Genomic DNA, 22314 nt, shown 5'->3' with positions numbered 1-22314 from the left:
TCGCTTACCCCACCGTCATGAGCGAGAAACCGACAGATCTTCTGACCATCGATACAATTCGTGCCGCCGCCAAGCGGATCGAAGGCGCTGTAGTGCGCACGCCCACGATGCACAGCATTACGCTGTCGGAAATTACCGGTGCGGAAATCTGGCTGAAGTTCGAGAACCAGCAATTCACCGCTGCATACAAAGAACGCGGCGCGCTGAACGCGTTGCTGCACCTCACCGAAGAACAGCGAAAGCGCGGCGTCATTGCCGCGTCTGCCGGCAACCATTCGCAAGGTTTGAGTTATCACGGGCGGCGGCTTGGTGTTCCTGTCACAATCGTGATGCCGCGCCCGACACCCACGGTGAAGGTCATGCAGACCGAGAGTGTCGGCGGCAATGTCGTGCTGCATGGCGAGACTTTCGATGATGCTTATGCGCATGCCTGCAAGCTGGAGAAAGAGCTCGGCCTGACGTTCGTGCACCCGTTTGATGAACCCAACGTCGCGGCCGGGCAGGGTACCGTGGCACTCGAGATGTTCGAGGATGCCCCCGATCTTGATTGCATCGTAACTCCGATCGGCGGCGGGGGATTGCTATCGGGAATGGCGACTGTTGCGCGCGCACTGAAACCCGACATGGAAGTGATCGGGGTCCAGGCCGAACTCTATCCCTCGATGTACGCAAAGATCAAAGGTCAGAAGCTGGATTGCGGAGGCGACTCCCTGGCAGAAGGTATCTCGGTCAAGGAGCCGGGCGAATTCACGTCGCAGATCATCGCCGAGCGGGTCGATGATATTTTGCTGGTTAGTGAAAACTACCTCGAGAAAGCGGTTTCGCTGCTGCTGCAGATCGAAAAGACCGTGGTCGAGGGCGCAGGCGCAGCGGGACTTGCGGCGGTTCTTGCCAATCCGGAAAAATTTGCGGGCCGCAAGATCGGCCTGGTGCTTTGCGGCGGCAATATCGACACCCGGCTGCTGGCAAATGTGCTGCTGCGCGATCTTGCACGGTCCGGCCGATTGGCACGGCTGCGGATTACCCTGCAAGACCGGCCCGGCTCGCTGTTCAAGGTGATGCGCGAATTCGACAACCACAACGTCAACATCATCGAAATCTACCATCAACGCATCTTTACCAGCCTACCTGCGAAGGGGTTGATCACCGATATCGAGTGCGAGGCGCGGGACCGTGAGCAGCTCGACGCTCTGATCGAGTCGATGCGGTTAAAGGGTTATCAGGTCAATCAGGTGGAATTGAACTGACGGGGCCTTGTGGGCCCTCGGTAACCTTTTCGAAATTGTGCAAAATAATCAATTGTTAACGATGTTTCATGGTTAAGGGACTTTTACCGACGCGGTAAGATGGGCATAGTGCAATCAATTCGCACGCAATTTCGTTTTGGCCCAAGAGGAACAGCATCCCGTCGTGACGGCTCCCGTTCGTTTCCCCCGCTTCTTTGTGACCACGCCCGCTCCATGCCCGTATTTGCCGGGCCGTGAAGAGCGAAAGGTGTTCACAGAACTCAAGGGTGACCATTCGGATCAGCTGAACGAGGCGCTCGGCCGGATTGGGTTCCGCCGCAGCCAAACGGTGGCCTATCGTCCAAGCTGCGCCGGCTGTAATGCCTGTGTATCAGTCCGGGTCGTTGCCGAGGCGTTTGAATCCAGCGCTACACAGCGGAAGAATTTGCGTCGGAACAGCGACCTTGTGGCGACCGAGTGCCGCCCATGGGCGACTGAGGAACAGTTTGAGCTGCTGCAGCGTTATCTCGGTGTTCGCCATCCAGGTGGCGGCATGGCTTCTATGGACGAAGTCGATTATGCGGATATGGTTGAGCACACCCCAGTAACCAGCTATGTCATTGAATACAGGGAGCCATCTGACGGGCCGGAACCGGGTCGCCTCGTTGGAGCCTGCCTTACAGATCGCCAGTCCGATGGGCTGTCGATGATTTACAGTTTTTACGATCCGGAACATGAGGCACGATCAGGTCTTGGGAATTATATCATTCTCGACCATATTCGGCGCGCTGCCGAGCAAGGGCTCCCTTATGTCTATCTCGGATATTGGGTCGATGGGTCGGACCGAATGCGGTACAAAGTCCGTTACCGGCCGATCGAACAACTTACCGCCGAAGGCTGGCAGCGTATCTCGCGGGAACAGCAAGACGCTCTCATCGCCAGCACAGCCGCGACAAAGCGCAGCACTGAAATCGGTGGTAATGTTCCAGCCAAGGATGGCGATCCGAAACAGTATCGCCCCGATCAGGCCATTCCCCAAAACTAGTTTTCCGGCGCTTCGCGCTGCCCTGCTTTTCGCCGCAGCTTCTGCTTCCATCGCCGGTCCGCTTGCGGCGCAAGATAGCAGCCCCCAGGCAGGTATCGACGATCTGATACCCGATTCCGCTGTCGAAAACCCAGAAGACTGGGCCCGAGACAACGGTCCTCCTATCGAGGAAGACGACAGCGCAGTTTCAGTAGAGCCCGACGCCCCGTTGGCAGATTTGCCCGATCTGGCGGTGGACTGGCCCGATGATCTGGACCTGCAGCCGATCGAGCCGCTGGAGCCGGATGACAGCATCCAGCTCGCCGTACCCGACCTGCCTGACCTCGCAACCGACAAGAACCTTGCAGTCGAACGGCTGAGCGACGAAGTCGCGCTAGCGTTTCCGGCGACCGATCAGGCATTCCCTGTGCGCGAGGATTTCATCGACCGGTTCGAAGCACTTTCGACGATCGAACAGCTATCTGGGTCGGACGACAACATCGCCCAGCTGGCCGCCCGCGCGCGTTCCGACCAGGAACTGCTCGACGAAATTCTGCGGGCTTATGGTTACTACGATGGTCAGGTAATCCGGACCGTTGGCGGCATTTCCCCCGGTGAAGAACGCGCCGCCAGCGAAGAAGCAACGGTGCGTTTCAACATCATCCCGGGGCAGCGCTATGTTTATGACGCAATCGACCTCGGCGATCTGACCACCGCGCCCGATGCGGATGAACTGCGCGCCGCGTTCGAGATATTCTCCGGTGATTTCGTTCTTACTGACAAGATCGTTGAAGAACGCATCGACCTCGATATCGCATTGGGCGAGACGGGTTACCCCTTTGCTGCGATCAATGAACCCGAACTGGTCATCGATCACCGCGCCGTGACCGGCTCGCTGACACTGCCTGTCAGCCCGAACGGCAAATATGTTTTCGGCGGCGTGGTATCATCCAAACCCGGTTTCCTGTCGGGCAAGCATCTCGCCATGATCGCGCGCTTTGAAGAAGGCGATGTATATCAGCGCAGCCTGGAACTCGACCTGCGCCGCGCGATTACCGCTACCGGCCTCGTTTCATCGATCACGATCACACCCAAAGAGGTCACCCCGCCAACGGCTGACACGCCAGGCACGGTCAATCTTGAGGTCGATTTGACGGAGGCCCCGCTGCGCACGGTTGCAGGGTCGATCGGCTACGGATCGGAAGAAGGCTTCAGGTTGGAAGCAAGCTGGGAACACCGCAATTTCTTTCCGCCAGAAGGGTCACTGAAAGTTCGCGGCATCGTCGGCACACAGGAACAACTGGCCGGGGTTACCTTCCGCAAGAACAATTTCAGGGGGCGCGACCGCGTTCTGACGGTCGATGCCTATGCCAGCACTGTCGATAGCGACGCTTTCGATGCGCGGACCATCGCGCTGGTTGGGACATTCGAAAAAACCTCGACCCTGCTGTTTCAAAAGCCGCTGAGCTGGAGCGTGGGGCTGGAAGCGGTGGCGACCGATGAACGTAACCGGGTTATCGGCGGGATCGCCCGACCGCGCCAAACCTATCTGGTCGGGGCGATTCCGCTGTTCGCTCAGATCGACACGTCTGACAGCCTGCTCAACCCGACCGAAGGTTTCAGGCTAGCAGGCCGGTTCTCGCCGGAAATATCGCGAAGCAGCGGTATCGAAAGCTTTTATCTGCGCGGCCAGATCGATGCGAGCATCTATCAATCGTTCACTGACAAAGTCGTTCTGGCCGGGCGTACGCGGCTGGCGAGCAATGTCGGCACGAGATTTTTTAATATTGCACCTTCGCGCAGGCTGTATGCGGGCGGAGGCGGATCGGTGCGGGGCTATGGCTATCAGTCCATTGGGCCTAAAAACGATCTGGGAGAGCCAACGGGCGGTTCATCGCTGGTCGAACTTTCGCTGGAGGCGCGCGTACAGACCGGCTTCTTCGACGGCGCGCTCAGCGTGGTCCCGTTTGTCGATGCTGCCTCGGTATCGATTGAACAGGTGCCAGATTTCCGCTTCATCAAATACGGCGTTGGCGTCGGCGTGAGATACGAAACCGGCTTCGGGCCGATCCGGGTTGATGTGGGCGTCCCGCTCAACCCCGATCCCGACGATAGCCCGGTCGCAGTCTATGTCTCGCTGGGGCAGGCTTTCTGATGGGCGAACCTGTCACCAACGATGGCGCGGAGCCGGCGCAGGCTACCGATAGTGATAAGCCGAAAGGCTGGCGCAAATGGCTTGCAGGATTTGTGATCTTCGTGATCGCGGCGGTGCTGTTGTTCGCTGCTGTGCTCAACAGCCCGATCGGCAAACGGCTGATCGCAGACCAGATCGCGAAGGTTGCACCGGCTTCCGGGATGCGGTTCGAAGTTGGCAGGATAGAAGGCGACCTGTTTGGCAAGGCCGTGCTCCACGATGTGGTGCTGTACGATCCCAAGGGCAAATTCCTCACTATTCCGGAGGTCGATCTGGACTGGCGTCCGCTCAGCTGGATCGATAGCGGGCTGGACGTTCGCAATCTGGTTGCGAAGCGCGGCACTTTGCTGCGAATGCCGGAACTGCTGCCCGGAGATCCGGACGCGCCGATCCTGCCCGACTTCGATATCCGCATCGACCGTTTCGAAATCGACAGTCTCACGATTGCACCGGGCATTGTCGGCGAACAGAGCCCGGTAATCGATCTGCTTGCAGAGGCAGACATTCGCGATGGCCGGGTCTTTGTGAAGGCGCAGAGCGACCTTGGTGAGAAAGATCGCCTGTTTGCATTGATCGATGCACAGCCCGATGGCGACAAGTTCGATCTGGACCTTGATTACCGCGCGCCCGAGGGCGGGGTGCTGGCCGGATTGCTCGGTACAGATGCTGGCTACACGGCGCGCATTCTTGGCGATGGCACTTGGAGCAATTGGGACGGCGCACTGGTGATCCGGCGCAGCAATGAACGGTTCGCGTCCTTCAAGCTAACCAACGAAGGCGGCGAATACGACCTGCTGGGCCAGGCTTACCCGGCACAAATCCTTAGCGGATTGCCGCAGGATGCGCTGGGCCAGAAAGTGTCGCTGCGCGCGCGGGGTACACTGGTCGCCAGCGAATTTGACGGAACGATGCAGATGGCTGCCCGTGCGATTCAGGGGAGCGGGCGCGGAAGCGTCGACCTAGCCGGAAACAGTTTCAGTGACTTTTCAATCAACGCACAGCTGATTGATCCGGCCTTGTTTGGCGAAGGTTTCAGTCTTGGGAATACGTCTCTGGCCGCAAATCTCGACGGCGCGTTCCGTGATCTGTCGATCGAACATACATTGTCCGTCGGGCAATTGGTGTCTGGCGAGACCAGACTATCCGATATTGTCCAGCAGGGCACTGCGACCTTCGACGGAACCCGCTGGACCCTTCCGCTGGATACGCGAGTGGCGTCGGTTGTGACCGGAAACGATCTGATCGATCCGCGGCTTGGCAGCGGTGCGGTGGACGGCACGATAATATACACCGGGTCGAAATTGCTATCGGACGATTTGGGGATTGTCTTCCGCGACGCCAATGCGCGGCTCGCGTTGCGCGGCGACACTGCGCGGGGCGGTTATGCACTGGTCGGTCCGGTCCAGCTGCGCGGATTGCCGCTGGAGAATGTCGGCACGGTCAACGGATCCGGCAAGATCGATTTCCGGATTGGTGCCAACCGTCCGTGGACGCTGATGACACAATTCGATGCCCGGATTCCGGACGTGTCGAATGCGACCCTGGCGAACCTTGCCGGCCCGGATATCCGCGCAAGCGGCGCGGTCTCTATCGGTGCAGCGGCGCCGCTCAATTTCAACAATGTCAGGGTCAACGCGCAAAAACTGACATTGCAGCTCGATGGCCGCGTCGCGGATGGAACGACCAGCCTCGCCGGGCGAGGGACACAGGCAGATTACGGCGACTTCACGGTTGAGGCATCGCTCGACGATGCCGGTCCGGTCGCAGAGCTGGTGTTTGCAAGCCCGCTGCCTGCCGCGGGGCTGCGCGATGTCCGGGTTGCCATTTCACCTAGCGATGACGGTTTCAACATCGAGACAGAAGGCCAGTCGCTGCTTGGCGAATTCAACGGACTGATTGGACTGATATCGCCAGCCGATGGCCCGACGCGGATTGCAGTCAACGAGCTGAATGTCTGGAAGACTTCCGTTCGGGGTGACCTGGTGCTTGGCGATGGCGGAGCAAATGGCAGGCTGGACCTCAGCGGCGGCGGCCTTGACGGCAGGATCGGGTTGGCAACGCGTGACGGAGGGCAGGGGTTTGCAGTCGATATTGATGCTAACCGGGCAAGCTTTGGCGGCGCGACGCCGATCTCGGTTGCTCGTGCCGAAATCGAGGCCCGGGGATATTTGAAAAACGGTTCGAGCATGGTCGATGGCAATCTGATCGCCGAAGGTCTCAGCTACGGTTCACTGTTTGTTGGCCGCATGGCTGCCAAGGCAGAGATCACGGACGGACGCGGCACAGCGACTGCATCTATCACAGGGCGGCGAGGCAGCCGCTTCGCGCTTCAGGCGAACGCCAGTTTCGCCCCCGAACGCATCGCGATTGCAGCGCAAGGCGGTTTCGCAGGCAAGCAAATCTCCATGCCGCGCAGGGCAGTTTTCGTGGCGCAGCAAGACGGCGGTTGGCAGCTGCAGAAAACCCAGATCAATTACGGAGATGGATCGACCCTCGTTTCTGGTGAATTTGGCGGCGGGATGACTGCAATCGATCTGGCGATGGATAAAATGCCGTTGTCGCTGGTCGATATCGCAATCGCGGATATCGGCCTTGGTGGGACCGTCTCAGGCAAGGTGGAGTTCACTGCCAATCGCGGAGGTGTTCCGACAGGCAGTGCCAGGGTGAAGATCGACGATCTGACCCGCTCCGGCCTTGTCCTGACGTCCAGCCCGATCGACGTGGCGCTTGTTTCGCAGCTTTCGGCGAGCAGGCTCGAAGCGCGTGCTGTGATTGACGAAGATGGCCAGCGCAGGGGCCGCCTGCAGGCACGTATCACCGGTCTGGCCGGTGCTGGCGGACTGGTCGACCGGCTGAACCGCGGCGATCTATTCGCTCAGCTTCGCTACAGCGGCCCGGCGGCTGCCCTGTGGCGGCTATCGGGGGTCGAAGGGTTCGATTTGACCGGGCCTCTCAATGCATCGGCCAATGTCACCGGAACGCTAGCCAACCCCAATGTTCGCGGCTCGGTCGCCAGCGATAATCTTCGTGTCCGAAGCTCCCTCTCAGGCACCGATGTGCGCAGCATCAAGGCGCGCGGCACCTTTGCCGGCTCGCGGCTGACGCTGAGCCGCTTTGCCGGGACAACAGAAAACGGCGGCACGGTATCGGGCAGCGGCACCGTCGACCTCGACAATCTGACAGAACGCGGCCCGGGCATGGATATCAAGGTGGCGGCCAAAAACGCGGCCCTGCTTGACGCAGCCGGGTTGCGCGCTGTGATAACGGGGCCGCTGCGTATCGTGTCGGACGGTTATCAGGGAACAATTGCTGGCAAGGTCGAAATTGACCGGGCAAGTTGGCGCCTGGGCTCCGCGATGGATGCCACCGCCGAATTGCCTGATATCAAGACCCGCGAGATCAACCTTGCAGCCGATATCGGACCGGCGCGGTCGGCGCGTATCCCGTGGCGCTATCTGATCAATGCCCGCGCCCCGAGCCGTGTCGATGTGGACGGTATGGGCCTCGACAGCGAATGGCAGGCGGACATTCAGCTTCGCGGCACCACTTCCGATCCCCGTATCGGAGGCGAGGCAAGGGTGGTTCGCGGGGATTACACCTTTGCCGGTACACGGTTCGAGCTGACCCGGGGGCGGATCGATTTCGATGCGAATGTGCCGATTGATCCCCGCATCGATATCATCGCAGAAACCGAGCGTGACGGTCTGGACGTTACGGTCCGCGTGCAGGGCAATGCCCAGCAGCCGGAAATTTCATTCAGTTCAAACCCCCTTCTGCCGGAGGAGGAAATCCTTGCGCGCCTTCTGTTCGGCGGATCGATCACCAGCCTGTCTGCAACCGACGCGCTTCAGCTGGGCACGGCGCTGGCCAGCCTCAGGGGCGGGGCCGGCCTTGATCCGATCAATCAGCTGCGCAGCGCTATCGGCTTGGACCGGCTGCGCATTGTCGGGGCCGATCCGGCGCTGGACCGCGGTACGGGCGTTGCACTGGGCAAGAATATCGGGCGCAAATTCTACGTCGAGATCATCACTGACGGGCGTGGTTACAGCGCAACAGAGGCTGAATTCCGGGTAACCAGCTGGCTATCGCTGCTGGCGAGCGTATCGACAATTGGCCGTGAAAGCGTGCGGGTGGAAGTCAGTCGGGACTACTAGGTCCCTTGCGCATACAGGCGCGCCTCTGCCGCCCGTCTCCGCACCAGCCCTTTCAGAATAAGTCCGCCGGCCCGGTTCCACCGGGCAAATTCTGCCTGCGCTTCACTGAAAGCGCCCTGCTTGTGTAGCTGGGTGAGCGTGGCACGGCCAATGGCACCGGTGTTATAATGAAAACTGACCAGCGCATCGAATTGGGTCTGGCTAGTGGGGGAGGAGCCGAGTTCTCGGGCCACATCCTGCGCATACCGGACGAGATCGGACTGCAGGCGCTGGTCGCATTTTTGCCGTGTCCAGACTGTCTGCGGCCCAATTCCGGCGCCGGTCGCTCCCCAACCGATGGTCCAGGGCGCAGACCCCGTTCCAGGATCAGGATATGCTTCTACCAGTCCGTCGGTGCGCTGCCGTGCGCACCCTTCGAATGATTTTATCAGCGCGATACCCTCGGGGCCGATTTCAGTGGTCGGACTAGGGTGGCAGGAAGCTATCTGGCCTGCGGCGCATTCGATCGCTCTATCCAGCTTGGTGATTTCGTTTCTTTTGAATTTGCGGCCAGCGATGCTGCGGACTGCATCAAAAATCGGTTTGTGGTTCATTCCTGCGTCGCCTCAATGATGAATGAGGCAGCGCCAATAGACAGCTGGGTAGGCAGTAGGAAAATGGTTTTTCGGCCGGTGCGGGGCAAGGCCGACATCAGTTCGGTCAGATGGAGCAGGCTTGCCGTGCTCAAAGAAAAGGGCGCCCGGATCTCTCCGGACGCCCTGAACTTTCTCGGCACTGCCTTACGGCAGTGATCGATATTAGAAGCGGATTGTCGCGCTTGCGCTGTAGGTCTGAGCTTCAGCGTTATCGCGTCCAATCGTGGTGTCGACACCAACGCCGAGACGGATCGGACCGTTGCCAAAGCTGGCCGATGCGCCAACTTCGAACCAGTCTTCATCGGTCACGTCGTAAGCAAACGGTACACCCGGACCAACGCCATTGACGAAGTTGGCCGTGAACAGCTGCGGACCGTCTTCGAACTCATGCACATAATCGGCATTTGCGCGAAGCTGGAAGGCGCTGTCTTCGCTGGTGCTCAACTCAAGTCCTGCACGACCCTGGAAGCTTTCGAAATTCTCGCGGTCGATGCTAAGCGCTGCGAAGCCACCTTGCTCGGAGATGCGGTCGAAAGAAACCTTGGTGTAACGGGTTTCAACGCCCGGTGCCACGGTGAGGCCGCCCATGTCGATGTCATAAGAGACGCCGAGGCCTGCAGTGATACCGCCATTGGTGCCGTTGCTGACAAGTGTCTGCGGCGTGCCAAGGAAGTCCACAGTCCGTGCTGTCTTCGTATTGTAGTTCGAGAAGCTGAACTGACCTTCGAAGACCAGGCCTGCGCCTGTCTTTGCACTTCCGTAGAACGAACCGGCCCACAATTCGCTATCAGCGGTGCCACCAAGGGTAACGTCCGCATCGAGGTTCGAGTGGTAAACCGAAGCACCGATCATGGTGTTGTCGCTCGGGAAGAATTCAACACCGCCAGCGAGGAAATATCCGTCGAAGTCGGTCTGAACGTTCTGGAAGCCCGGCATCGAGTCGCCTTCACCGTTGATGAAGCCGCCTGCGAAGAACACAGCCATGCTGTCCGGAACCGCGCCTACTTCCACGTCCATGTCGTCATGGTCGGAAAGTCCCATTTCTGACAGCGCGTTCGGTGCGTAAGCCCGTGCAAGGCCGGCTTCGGCGGTGCCGAGCGGATTGCCGAGGGTTGCAACCGTACCACCAGTGCTTGCGCGGCTGGAGGTAGCCATACGGCCAGCGTTGAAGTTCATCAGCTGGGTATAGCTCTGTGCAGTCAGGGTGCGGATGGCAGTTTCACCAACCGGTGCAAGACCGTTGAGCGTCGACTGAATGGTGCCAGTCGAAGCGAAGTCCAGCGCGTAAAGATCACCAGCCAGCGGGTTCGAACGTTCCTGATCCAGAAGCTGGGCATATGCCAGCTGTACCGGGTCAGTTGCGTCAACCACGTCGACGTAGTTTCCTGCCTCGATTTCCATCAGCACAGCGTTTTCTTCATAAGTGAAGCTCTGGCTGAGGATTGCCGAGACCGTGCCTTCGACGAAGGTGTTGATCGGATTGCCATCGGTGTCGACGATGCCGCCGCCATCAGCAGTCAGAATGGTGTACTGAACACCATTGCCATTGACCACTTGCGTGACGCCGGTGCCGAGAGCGACAACGCCGCCAACGCTGGCTTCGCCAGTTACAGCCACGGTGTCAGAAGCGCCGTTGCCGCTGATGTCGATCAGCAGGGTCGAGCCGGAGCTCAGAACCAGGTTACCATCAACCGTGAAGGTACCGATCTGACCCATCAGGCCGGGCGAGATTGCGCCCATGATGTTGGTCAGGAACGGCGTAGTTACCGTGCCGCGACCGCCCAGCAGACCGCCGAAGAGAGTGTAATCTCCGGTGGAGTTGAGCGCGCCGTTCACGGTGACCGTACCGCCGAACTGGCTGACATCGATCAGCGAGGTAAGCGAACCCTGGTCGTAGATGGTCAGTTCCGCAGGGCCGCGGACGGTCAGACGGTCGATCGTTACGTCGATGCCCAGGGTGGTGTTGCCAGCCGCCTGAAGGGTTACGTCATAGTAACGCGGGTCGACGTTGACATCTGGATCATCGCTAATAACCGGGTCGACGTTGTTCGGCACGAAGCCGGTGGCGCCCGGAAGGCCGTTGTCGATGGTCGGTGCGGGCAGTGGATCATCGGAGAATTCCGGCGAGCCGCCATCCGAAGCGAATGGCGATTCCTCAGCCAGTTCGACACCGTTGTGAGCTTCTACAGCGAGGGCAAGGCCGTCACCGAGCAGCCCATCGCGGGTTACAGCCCCGTCGAGGTCGAAGCCAGCCAGTTCGATACCATCGACTACGCCGATACCCGAAGCCACGCCGCCGGTAAGGGTGCTGCGTGCTGGCGGAGTGTCATCGCCTGTGCCCAGATCCTGACAACCGTCACCTGGATTGTCGCCTTCCGGATCGAAGCAGACTTCACCGAAGTCTGGCGAACCGCCGGTGATGCCAGCACCCGGAGTGGTCGGCAGGCCGTTTACGACATTGCCGTCCGCATCGATGACACGATAGATCGGGTCAAGGGTGGTTTCCCAGTGCGAGCTGTCTGCCCAACGGCCGTCGCCAGCCTTGTTGGTGACATAGCGGTACGGGTTGGTCGCCACGATGTAATCCCAGAAGAGATACAGCGGCTGGTAGAAGCTTTCCGTACCGTAGCTGGAGAAAGCTTGCGGGCCAAAGAAGCGCGAACCGCCAGACAGAACGCCGATTACCAGATCTTCGTCTGAAAGCGTGTTGTTGGCTGCATCGAGGATCAGCGGGCCACCCGAGTCACCGCCAGCGGTCGTGCCTTCGAGCTCGCGCGGCTCATCCTTGTACAGGTTGAAATCGAACGGGTTGGTCTTGTTCGGATCGTCGAAATCGAGACGATACAGGCTCTGCGGCAGGTTGCCGAACGGGGCGCCGAACAGGAACGTGTTGCGTTCGTCGAACGAAGTCAGCGAACCGAGCATGTTCTCGGCTGCCTTACGGCGCCAATCGATGCCAACGGTAGCGCCGGTTGTGCCGGAACCCGAACGGCCGTAGCCGGTGATCGCCACGTGATATCCGGTGCCGTCGGCATCGGTGATCTGTTCCGGGGTCGGAAGCGGCGAGAACAGCAGGCTCCAGGTCGGCAGGTTGGCTGCCGGCGTGTCGAGCGATGCGAGCGCGATGTCTGCTTCCAAGAAACCGACCGCTTCGGGGTTGGCCAGCGAATCCTGATTGTAATAGATGCGGTTTACATTGAAGACCGCAAGATCGGGATTGCTGGTGAAGTTGTTATTGATCCAGTCGATGAAGCCAGGAAGGGCGTTCACGTTGAACGAGAATGCCGACTGGATGATGCCGTTCGTGTCGTAATCGCTTTCAGGACGATCGTTGACGCAGTGCGCGGCGAAAAGCACGGTACGCGGGTTGATCAGCGTGCCGGTGCAAACGAAACCATCGTTACGGAAGAACTGGCCAACACCTGCATAGACATCATCTTCATCGACGATGTCGTCAGGAGTGAAATTGTCGTTCGGGACAATTGCGTTGGCGGGCGAACTGACTGCTGCGAGCGCAAGCGCAAAAGGCGCGGCCCCAGCCATCAGACGCCCGAAGCGGGTACGATCGGAAGACTTCTTCATGTGTTGTGATCCCTGATTAAGTTGATCGGCCAGATGTTTCTTAGCCTTACAGATAAATCTGCAACCTCTAGGAGATTAACGTTTGATTCAGTGATGCCAAAGACAAAGCGGCGACTGGATGAATCCAGCCGCCGCCTGTTGCAATTCTGCCGCAGTATGCAGTTGCGCGTTAGACGCTGTAATACATATCGAATTCGACAGAAGTCGGCGTGGTTTCCCAGCGGCTGACCTCTTCCCATTTCAGTTCGGTGTATGCGAGGATCTGATCCGTGCTGAATACATCGCCCTGCAGCAGGAAATCGTGATCCGCCTCGAGCGCTTCCAGTGCTTCACGAAGCGAAGCGCAAACGGTTGGCACTTCTGACAATTCAGCCGGGGGAAGGTCGTAGAGATTCTTGTCCATCGCCTCGCCCGGGTGGATCTTGTTCTGGATCCCGTCCAGGCCAGCCATCAGCAGCGCCGAATAGGCGAGGTAGGGGTTGGCCATCGCGTCAGGGAAGCGGAACTCTACTCGCTTGGCCTTGTCGCCAGCGCCGTAAGGAATGCGGCACGATGCCGAACGGTTACGAGCCGAGTATGCCAGCAGAACCGGTGCCTCGAACCCGGGGACCAGGCGTTTGTAGCTGTTGGTGGTCGGGTTGGTGAAAGCATTCAGTGCCTTGGCATGTTTGATCACGCCGCCAATGTAATACAGGCAGTTGTCGCTCAGGCCCGCATAGCCGTTGCCTGCGAAGGTCGGTTTGCCATTTTCCCAGATCGACATGTGGGTGTGCATGCCGCTGCCGTTATCTTCCTTGATCGGCTTCGGCATGAACGTGGCGGTCTTGCCGTAGGCATGCGCCACCTGATGAACGACGTATTTGTAGACCTGCATACGGTCGGCCGTTTCAACCAGCGTGCCGAAGGTCAGGCCCAGTTCGTGCTGCGCGGCGGCAACTTCGTGATGGTGCTTGTCGCATGGCAGGCCCATTTCGAGCATGGTCGCGACCATTTCGCCGCGAATGTCCATGCAGCTGTCGACCGGAGCGACCGGGAAATAGCCGCCCTTTTCACGGGGGCGGTGGGCCATGTTGCCCGCTTCGTATTCCCTGCCTGAATTGGTCGGCAGTTCGATGTCGTCGATCATGAAGCCCGAACCGGCATAGCCGTCTTCGAAGCGAACATCGTCGAACATGAAGAATTCGGCTTCTGGGCCGACATAGATCGTGTCGCCGATACCGGTCGATTTCAGATAGGATTCGGCGCGCTTGGCAGTCGAACGGGGATCGCGGCTGTAAAGGTCGCCGGTCGATGGTTCGACGATATCGCAGTTGATGATCATCATTGGCGTCGCGCTGAACGGGTCCATGTAAATCGCATCAAGATCCGGCTTCAGAATCATGTCGGATTCGTTGATCGCTTTCCAACCAGCGATTGAGGAACCATCAAACATCAGCCCGTCTTCGAGCTCGTCTTCGCCCATGACGCTGGCGACCATCGAAAGGTGCTGCCATTTGCCCTTCGGATCGGTGAAGCGCAGATCGACCCACTCGATGTCGTTTTCCTTGATCTGCTTGATGATGTCTTTTGCGGTGGCCATAAATTTTCCTCTTAATCGGAAAGATTGGGAAGGGCGGTCGAATTGTCGGTTGCGGCCCGCCCTGTGCGGCCACAACCAGAAAAACCTAGATTGCGTCGTCGTCTTTTTCGCCGGTGCGGATGCGCAGCGCGCTTTCGATCGGAGTCACGAAGATCTTGCCGTCGCCGATGCGTCCGGTCTGGGCTGCGGCTGCGACAGCTTCGATCACGCGTTCGGCAATCGTGTCGGACACCACAACTTCCAGCTTCACCTTGGGCAGAAAGTCGACGACATATTCAGCGCCGCGGTAAAGTTCGGTGTGCCCCTTTTGCCGCCCGAAACCCTTGGCCTCGGTCACGGTAATACCGGACACGCCAATTTCATGCAGCGCCTCCTTCACTTCGTCGAGCTTGAAGGGCTTGATGATCGCTTCGATCTTTTTCACACGGTCCTCTTTCAAAATCCGGGGCCTTGCCCCTGCGCAACTTGCCAGCATCGCAGACCTGTGCGGCGCGATACTGGCTAGTCGGACACTTCGTGTCCTGACTATCCAAGAACTGTGCCAAATGCGGAGCGTAGGCGCAATGCGCGTTTCTTGTCGCAAAACATCTTGGAAATACGGGGTTTTTTAGAGCAGGGCCAAAGCTGCGAGTCAAAGCAAGATGCCCCGGTGCGGCGAATCTGCCCGAATCGAAAGCAGGGAGTGCCTAAATTTCAGGCAGACAGGCTAAGGCCGGTTTCTTCTGGCAATCCAGCCATCAGATTGAGAGATTGCACGGCCGCGCCGCTTGCGCCCTTGCCGAGATTGTCGAGCTGCGCGATCAGCCGCACCTGTTCGCCGTTTGCGTCGGCGAAAACATGCAGCGTCATTCCGTCCCACGGTGCAGCGTCCTTGCGCAGCAACAATTCACCGATCTCTATGCCAAACGGGGCGACATTCACCACGGCAGAACTGGCGTAATGCTGCGAAAGCGTGCCGTGCAGATCTGCAGGTGAGGCCGAGGTTTCAAGGCAGGCCAGCGGAACCGGAATTTCTACGAACATGCCGCGATGTGCATCGATGACTGCCGGAGCGAAAATCGGCGCATGGGCCAGACCCGCATAATGCTGCATTTCGCCCAGATGCTTGTGGCCCATGGCAAGGCCATAACCGCGCCACGCAATCGAACGGTCCTGTTCAAACCGGTCGATAAGCGCATTTCCGCCTCCCGAATATCCGGAAACAGCGTTCACTGACCATGGCCAGTCGGACGGCAGTAAGCCTGAGCGCACCAGCGGAGCGAGCATCGCAAGGAAGCCTGTGGGATAACAGCCGGGATTGGCGACGCGCAGGGCATTGGCGATTGCGGCCTGACCTACAAGTTCAGGGAATCCATAAGCCCAGCCATTGGCGACGCGGTGTGCGGTCGACGCATCGATGACCCGCGTTGTGCTGTTGTCGATCATACCGACCGCCTCGCGTGCAGCGTCATCGGGCAGGCAAAGCACCGCAATATCGCAAGAATTCAGTGCATCGCGGCGCGAATTGGCGTCTTTACGCTGATCGTCGCCGAGCACGATGAGCGAAAACTCACCGCGATTTGCCAACCTGTCACGGATTTCCAGACCAGTGGTGCCAGCGGCACCATCAATGAAGACAGACAGGGTCACGCTGCTGCGGTTTCGAGCGCGCTCTTCTGGATATACCCGCTCGGCCCATCTGCACTAACGCAGCCCCAGCACCAATTGCCGGCAAAATCGAGAATTTCGAAATACGATCCGGCCTCAAGACGCATCAGGGTGTCCGAAGCATCATCTGCCGCCAGTTTCAGGTCCGCCCCGGAAGAAGCGATTTTTCCGATTTGAGGCACGACATAATGCGGAACCAGATACCGGTCTGCGAGCGCAATATGCGCCAGATCGCCGCGCAAGGGCAACGTCCCTGGTTTCGGGCGCGCAACGGGGCCCTTCAATCCCAGATCACCTTTCGGCAAATCGTATTGCGCCTTGCTGCTCACGTTGACTGTCTGCCCCTAATCGTAGCCGCCTTCAACCTGCTTGCAGGCGGATTGGCGCGCTTATACGCAGATAAGCTTCCCGGCAAGTTTACGCATGATGGGCGAAGATTGCCCAGCCGGATCAGCCGTAACGTTGACGCAGCATGTGAAACGCAGCCCTCAGGCCATAGGCCGCGCCGCCTTTTGGACGGCCAGGTTTTGCGAAGGGACGCCACGCGAATGTGTCGAAATGCGCCCACTCGATCCCTTCGCCGACGAATTTGTCCAGGAACAGGCCCGCGACGCTGGCACCGGCATAGGCGTTACCGTGCGCATTATTCACATCGGCAATGTCCGAATTCAGCCATTCGGCGTAGGCTTCGGGCAGCGGAAGGCGCCACGGCTCATCGTCATGCGCCTTGCCTGCTTCGATCAGCTTGGCTGCGGTTTCGTCGCGGCGGGTCATTAGTGCGGGGAGGTCAGGGCCCAGCGCCACGCGTGCAGCGCCGGTCAGCGTGGCAAAATCGATCAGCAATTCCGGATTGTCTTCGCTGGCACGGGTCAGTGCGTCGCCCAGAATAAGCCGACCTTCGGCGTCGGTATTGCCGATTTCGACCGTCAGCCCCTTGCGGCTGTTCAATACATCGCCGGGCCTGAAAGCGTTGCCCGCAATCGCGTTTTCGACCGCCGGGACCAACACGTGCAGCCGCACATTCAGCCCTGCATTCATAATCAGTTCGGCTAGGGCGAGCGCGTGCGCGGCACCGCCCATGTCTTTCTTCATCAATTTCATGCCGGCCGCGGATTTCACGTCGAGACCGCCGGAATCAAACGTCACGCCCTTGCCCACGATTGCCACGCGGGGGGCCTTTTCGTCGCCCCATTCCATCTGGATCAGGCGCGGCGCATGATGGCGCGCGGCAGCGCGGCCGACTGCGTGGATCATGGGATAATCGGTTTCGAGCGCATCGCCCTTGGTTACGCGGATTTCTGCCTTGTAATCCTTTGCGATCCGTTCGGCCTCGGCCTCGATTGCAGCTGGCCCCATGTCTTCGGCCGGGGTGTTGACCATATCGCAGACGAGATTGACGGCGTTTGCCTCAGCGGTCGCCGCATCGATGTGCTTTGCCTGCTTGCTGAGCAGTACTCGCGGGCCGGTCGCGTTCTCATCCTCGGTGTAGCGATCGAATATGTACTGGGCAGTAATCCAGCCATGCATCGCCGGACCGGGATCGCCGGATTTGAGGCGGTAAGTTCCTTCGGGCAGAACATCGGCCAGTTTGGCGAGGCACCAACTGGACAGGTCGGCGGGATCGGCCACACCGCCAACGGCAAACCAGCTGTCGCCATCGGGCACAATCGCCACCTGATATCCGCCGCCATTAAATTTCTGTGCTTTCAGCGATGATCGCTGCCCCGCACTGAGCGTTTTGGAAAATTCATCGAAGCTGGCTGTGTTGACCAGGTGGATGGCGATGGCGTCTTGGCCGCGGTCGGCCTTGATCAATTCATGTGTTCTGCTCATGCCATACTAAGTAGCGATTGAGGCGCATGTTCCAAGCTCGCAATTTGCTGCGGGCATCGCTATGTGAGCCAGATGAACGAATATCAGGTAATCGAAGGCACCGAGACCGTCGTACGCGACGGCACTATCAAGCTCCACGGCCAAGCCGGTTTCGAGGGTATGCGCAAGGCAGGCCAGCTGGCCGCCAGCATCCTCGATGAAATCGCGCCTATGGTTCAGCCCGGTGTGACCACCGCGGAAATTGACGACAAGGTTCGCGAACTGATGTTCGACGGCGGATCGGTGCCGGCAACGCTTGGCTATCGCGGTTACACACACAGCTGCTGCATCTCGATCAATCATGTCATCTGCCACGGTATCCCGAGCGAAAAAACGCTCAAGAGCGGCGACATCGTCAATATCGATGTTACGCCCTTGCTGGATGGATGGCATGGCGACACCAGCCGCATGTATTTTGTTGGCGATGTTCCGCTGAAAGCGCGGCGGCTGGTCGATGTAACCTATGAATGCCTGATGCTCGGGATCGATCAGGCGAAACCCGGCAACAGGTTGGGTGATATTGGTGCGGCCATTCTAGAGCATGCGCAAAAACACCGGTACGGAGTGGTGCGCGAATTTTGCGGGCACGGCCTGGGCCGCCTGTTTCATGATGCGCCCGAGGTGATCCATGCGGCGAAAGCGGGAACCGGGCCTGAGCTTAAGCCTGGGATGTTCTTCACCATCGAACCAATGATCAATATCGGCAAGCCTTGGGCCAAAATGCTCAGTGATGGCTGGACCGCAGTTACCCGCGACAAGTCACTGTCGGCGCAGTTTGAACATTCGCTGGCAATCACTGAAACGGGCAACGAGATTTTCACTCTCAGCCCCAAAGGCCTGCACCAGCCGCCTTACGATTAGGTTTCGCGCGCGGCCCTGAGCGCCGCGCCGCCAGCGAACGGGGCAATCGCCACCAGCACCAGGCTAATCGCTGCGCATAGCGCGATGCCGCTGGCATCTCCGCGTGCAAGACTGCCCGCACCGAAAATCAGGATCGGCACGGCTAGTGGTATCAGCATCAGGCCCGACAACGCAGCACCCCCGCGGAGGCTTGCGGTTAGGGCAGCGATCATCACGCCGATTGCTGCAAGCCCCGGCGTACCCGCCAGAAGGCCGAGCATCACCAGCCGAACGCTGCCATCCTCCAGCCCCAACAATGCAGCAGCGGGCAGGGCGGAAAACAGCAGCAGCGGTGCAAAACTGAGCCAGTGGGCGGTGATGCGGACAGCGATAACCGCCTCATCCGAAATGCCCCGCAGGGCCAATTGATCAAACACCCCCAGTTCGAGATCAGGGGCGATCAGCCTGTCCAGCGGCAGTATCGACGCGAGCAATGCGGCAATCCAGATCACCCCGCCGCCAGTTCGCGCCAACAGCGGTGCATCGGGGCCGACCGCGAAGGGATAGAGCATCGCAACGGCCAGGAAAAACAGCAGCGGCAGCAACGTGCCCCCGCTTTTTCCGCCGGGCAGCAACAGACCCAAATCGCGCCGCAGAAGCTGCCAAATCACAGGGCATACTCCTCTAGCGGCAGCGTCTCGCAATCGGGCAAATCCATCGCCTGATGGGACGCGATCACGCAAATACCGCCATCGCTGCAATGCAATTTGATCAGCGCAGTGATGCGTTTGCGCGCCTCTGCGTCCAAACCGTTAAGCGGTTCGTCGAGCAGCCATATCGGCGCGCCTTGGTTGACCAATCTCGCAAATGCGGCACGTTTCCTTTGACCGGTCGAAAGATAGCGGAAGGGCACATCCAGCAAGCTGTCCATGTCGAGGACGGAGGCGATTTCTCCGGCATCATCACACCGGTCGACCCGGCCCCAGAATTGCAGTGCCTTGCCAAGTGGCAATTGCGGATCGAGCGCGGGGTTTTCGTCGAGGAGGGCCACCGTTCCAGTTCGCTGGACCGATCCCGAATAGGGGCGCAGCAATCCGGCCAGAATCCGCATGAGGCTGGACTTGCCGATGCCGTTGGAGCCGGTGATGTGCAAAGCAGACCCGCCGTCCATGGCCAATCCCAGATCGCGAAAAAGCACACGATCTCCGCGCCGGCAGGCAAGTTCGGATGCGGATAGGCTGCAGGCTTGCATGGCGCTGCCCGATAGGGGAAAGGCTGGCCGGTAACAAGCGCCACCATGCGTGGCGGTTCGCCGCGCGGCCAGTCCGCAGAGCACAATCACGGAGAATTACATGAGTGTCGCAAAACTAACCGAAGCAGAGCGCGATGATGCTTTGATCCAGCTGGATGGCTGGACGCTGGGCCGGGATGGTGCCGCGATCGAGCGGACCTTCAAATTCGCGAACTTCGTCGAAGCATTTGGTTTCATGACCAGTGTGGCGATCCTGGCTGAGAAACAGGATCACCACCCGGAATGGTTTAACGTCTATAACCGCGTCGAAATCACCCTGACCACGCACGATGCGGACGGATTGTCGCAGCGCGATATCAAACTGGCCAAGGCAATCGAGGAATTGCTCTAGGGTATCAGCGTGCCTTCGCGCGCGCGCGGGCCAAGGTCGAGGCTGAGGCAGCGGTAAAATAGCCGGCCGCGTCCCATGGCCGCGGCCCCGGGGGTGGTGCTGAGGGTGTTGTCGGCACCGCATTCTGTATCCAGGATGGCCTGTTCGGCATCGGTGCGGGGATCGGCTGTCCCGCCCACCATCTCGCCAGCCGGGCGGTATTCGCGGTGCGGTTCGCCGTAGAGCAGGCGAAACGCATCGAGCGCAGCGGTGTGATAGATTGTGCCGTGGGTTTCACTGTCGTTCAGCGGGACATAGGCCCATTTCCAATCGGCTGGCGCACTGCTGCGAAACGCATCGACCAGTCGTTCGACACCTTCCTCGTGCCGGTAGCCTTCATTGGCAAGCGTCAGGTAAATCCGTTCCTTGCCGCCAGCGGCAGCCGGCATCATTGATGCGGCCTCGCGCGCCAGTTTCATGTCATCGAACCACATGGAAGGCGAGACGGCGATCCAGTCGTCGAACAGGTCAGGCTGTTTCATCAGTGTTTCCATGATGAACAGCCCGGCCAGCGATTCCCCCATGACGGCGTTATGACCGTCGGTGCGGAAATTGGCCTCCACCCAGGGTTTTACATCCTTAGCAATGAAGCGCCGAAAATTCTCCGACCCGCCCGGCTTGGCACCGAGACTTTCTTCATATTCTGCCAGCGCCTCTGGCCGAACCGGGGGCGAAATTTCCGCCCGGCGGTTCACTGTCTCGATCCCGACCAGAATGAACCGGCCAAAGCTCCAATTCATGTCGCGGCTCTGTGCAATCCCGGCGATATGCGGGAAATCCTGCTCCGGACCGCCATCGATCACATAGACCACGGGAAATTGTTTTTCGGGCTGTTCGACGTATCCGGCTGGCAGACGCACGGTCAAGCGCCGCTCGCCCTCGAATGCTGTCGCCGGAATGGAATAGGTCATGCCGATCGAAACCGGTTCACCGCCAGCAGGCTGGGCGGCAATATTGTGCGGCAGCAGTGCAAGCGCGGCGGCGCACGCAATCATTGGAAATTTCATACGGAGCCTATTTGCCAAGGGGGCGGAAGGATGAACGTGTCTGTTTGCGCACCCGGCCCGGCATCCAGCGAGCAGCAAAGCCAATCTGCTTTGCGGTCTTGCCAACCAGCGTGTGCAATTTGTCGCTATGCACGGCGTCCCATGCAGCTTTCGCGACTTCTTCAACCGGAGTAATTTCAAGACCGGCATCGGTCACGCGGGCACGAATGGCCTCGTTCGCCCCGTGGTTGGGGGTCTTGTCGAGCAACGGCGTGTCGATGAAGCTGGGGCACAGCGACCGCACATTAATGCCATCGTCCGCCCATTCACCGTCCAGGCTTTCAGTGATGCCGCGCACGCCGAACTTTGTCGCGCTGTAAACCGATGCGCCCGGTGTGCCGTAGACACCGGCTGCACTTGCGGTGTTCAGCAAGCAGCTGCCCGGCGCGGTTTTCTTCAGATGCGGATAGGCTGCCTGCGCGCCAAACAGCACGCCTTTCAGATTGATATCCAGGCAGCGTTCGATTTCATCGGTGCTGTTTTCGATCAACGAGCCGCCGATCGGGATCCCGGCATTGTTGGCGACCACGTCGATCCGCCCTCCGGCAGCGACAGAGAATGCTTCCAGCGCGGTATCCCACGCATCCCGCTCGCGAACGTCGAGCACACGGCTGTAGGAATAACCGCCGGGCAGCAAAGCTTCGGTGCCTTTCATCCCTTCCGCGTCGATATCGGCAAGGCCGATGAACCAGCCGCGCTCGCCGAAATATTGCGCGATAGCGCGGCCGATGCCCGACCCGCCGCCTGTAATGAAAATAGCTTTCCGCTCGCTCACAATGCTCTCCCAACAAATAAGCCGCCCGGGGACCTAACCCCGCGCGGCTCGTTTGTCA

The 22314-nt window shown here is 59.5% G+C and carries 17 protein-coding genes; 6 read left to right on the top strand and 11 right to left on the bottom strand.

The window, feature by feature from the left end; translation table 11 throughout:
- The first annotated feature begins 17 nt into the window (after positions 1-17).
- The 4 genes from GRI43_RS07475 (at position 18) to GRI43_RS07460 (ending at position 8598) form a co-directional block, all read left to right on the top strand.
- Entirely contained in the window at positions 18-1247 is a 1230-nt protein-coding gene (locus GRI43_RS07475) for a threonine ammonia-lyase (RefSeq protein ID WP_160730376.1), read from the top strand.
- Positions 1248-1410: 163 nt separating this feature from the next.
- A complete protein-coding gene (locus GRI43_RS07470; RefSeq protein WP_160730375.1) occupies positions 1411-2271 on the top strand; it encodes an arginyltransferase in 861 nt (286 codons plus the stop codon).
- Positions 2207-4405, top strand: a complete 2199-nt coding sequence (locus GRI43_RS07465) for an autotransporter assembly complex protein TamA (RefSeq protein WP_235903633.1) — start codon at positions 2207-2209, stop codon at positions 4403-4405. Before GRI43_RS07470 ends, GRI43_RS07465 begins: the two co-directional genes overlap by 65 nt.
- The gene (locus GRI43_RS07460) at positions 4405-8598 is read left to right on the top strand and encodes a translocation/assembly module TamB domain-containing protein (RefSeq protein ID WP_160730374.1); all 4194 of its coding nucleotides are present in this window, start codon (positions 4405-4407) and stop codon (positions 8596-8598) included. The genes GRI43_RS07465 and GRI43_RS07460 overlap by 1 nt, the downstream gene beginning before the upstream one ends.
- Here GRI43_RS07460 and GRI43_RS07455 read toward each other — a convergent pair.
- The 7 genes from GRI43_RS07455 to GRI43_RS07425 all read right to left on the bottom strand — a co-directional run bounded on the left by GRI43_RS07455 (position 8595) and on the right by GRI43_RS07425 (position 17874).
- On the bottom strand, positions 8595-9191 hold the full coding sequence (locus GRI43_RS07455; RefSeq protein ID WP_160730373.1) for a lysozyme: 597 nt from the start codon (positions 9189-9191) through the stop codon (positions 8595-8597). The two genes, GRI43_RS07460 and GRI43_RS07455, sit on opposite strands and share 4 nt — an antisense overlap.
- Positions 9192-9395: 204 nt before the next feature.
- The gene (locus GRI43_RS07450; RefSeq protein ID WP_160730372.1) at positions 9396-12815 is read right to left on the bottom strand and encodes an autotransporter domain-containing protein; all 3420 of its coding nucleotides are present in this window, start codon (positions 12813-12815) and stop codon (positions 9396-9398) included.
- A gap of 169 nt (positions 12816-12984) precedes the next feature.
- On the bottom strand, positions 12985-14394 hold the full coding sequence (glnA, locus tag GRI43_RS07445; protein ID WP_160730371.1) for a type I glutamate--ammonia ligase: 1410 nt from the start codon (positions 14392-14394) through the stop codon (positions 12985-12987).
- Positions 14395-14479: 85 nt separating this feature from the next.
- Positions 14480-14818 carry a P-II family nitrogen regulator gene (locus GRI43_RS07440; RefSeq protein ID WP_160730370.1) on the bottom strand — a complete coding sequence of 113 codons (339 nt, stop codon included), beginning with the start codon at positions 14816-14818 and terminating at the stop codon, positions 14480-14482.
- Between the two features lie 269 nt (positions 14819-15087).
- Positions 15088-16023 (bottom strand): N-acetyl-gamma-glutamyl-phosphate reductase, encoded by a 936-nt coding sequence (argC, locus tag GRI43_RS07435; protein ID WP_160730369.1) that lies wholly within the window; start codon positions 16021-16023, stop codon positions 15088-15090.
- Entirely contained in the window at positions 16020-16370 is a 351-nt protein-coding gene (locus GRI43_RS07430; protein WP_160730368.1) for an SH3 domain-containing protein, read from the bottom strand. Before GRI43_RS07430 ends, argC begins: the two co-directional genes overlap by 4 nt.
- Positions 16371-16491: 121 nt before the next feature.
- Complete coding sequence (locus GRI43_RS07425; protein ID WP_160730367.1) at positions 16492-17874, bottom strand: leucyl aminopeptidase family protein; 1383 nt, start codon at positions 17872-17874, stop codon at positions 16492-16494.
- A 72-nt stretch (positions 17875-17946) separates the two neighbouring features.
- Between GRI43_RS07425 and map the strand changes: the two genes are divergently transcribed.
- Positions 17947-18774, top strand: a complete 828-nt coding sequence (map, locus tag GRI43_RS07420; protein ID WP_160730366.1) for a type I methionyl aminopeptidase — start codon at positions 17947-17949, stop codon at positions 18772-18774.
- On the opposite strand, the gene GRI43_RS07415 is transcribed toward map, so the two are convergent.
- Together GRI43_RS07415 and ccmA are read right to left on the bottom strand one after the other, a co-directional pair.
- Positions 18771-19424 carry a heme exporter protein CcmB gene (locus tag GRI43_RS07415; RefSeq protein ID WP_160730365.1) on the bottom strand — a complete coding sequence of 218 codons (654 nt, stop codon included), beginning with the start codon at positions 19422-19424 and terminating at the stop codon, positions 18771-18773. The genes map and GRI43_RS07415 overlap by 4 nt on opposite strands.
- On the bottom strand, positions 19421-20005 hold the full coding sequence (gene ccmA / locus GRI43_RS07410; protein WP_160730364.1) for a heme ABC exporter ATP-binding protein CcmA: 585 nt from the start codon (positions 20003-20005) through the stop codon (positions 19421-19423). Before ccmA ends, GRI43_RS07415 begins: the two co-directional genes overlap by 4 nt.
- A 100-nt stretch (positions 20006-20105) precedes the next feature.
- On the opposite strand from ccmA, the gene GRI43_RS07405 reads away from it, so the two are divergent.
- Positions 20106-20396, top strand: coding sequence for a 4a-hydroxytetrahydrobiopterin dehydratase (locus tag GRI43_RS07405; protein ID WP_160730363.1), 291 nt, complete (start codon positions 20106-20108; stop codon positions 20394-20396).
- On the opposite strand, the gene GRI43_RS07400 is transcribed toward GRI43_RS07405, so the two are convergent.
- Together GRI43_RS07400 and GRI43_RS07395 are read right to left on the bottom strand one after the other, a co-directional pair.
- A complete protein-coding gene (locus GRI43_RS07400) occupies positions 20393-21442 on the bottom strand; it encodes an alpha/beta hydrolase (RefSeq protein ID WP_160730362.1) in 1050 nt (349 codons plus the stop codon). The two genes, GRI43_RS07405 and GRI43_RS07400, sit on opposite strands and share 4 nt — an antisense overlap.
- 7 nt (positions 21443-21449) lie before the next feature.
- Complete coding sequence (locus tag GRI43_RS07395; protein ID WP_160730361.1) at positions 21450-22256, bottom strand: SDR family oxidoreductase; 807 nt, start codon at positions 22254-22256, stop codon at positions 21450-21452.
- Positions 22257-22314 lie beyond the last annotated feature (58 nt).

It is taken from the genome of Pontixanthobacter luteolus, from assembly GCF_009828095.1.
Lineage (GTDB): Bacteria > Pseudomonadota > Alphaproteobacteria > Sphingomonadales > Sphingomonadaceae > Pontixanthobacter > Pontixanthobacter luteolus.
This window is presented reverse-complemented; position numbering and strand designations above follow the sequence as displayed.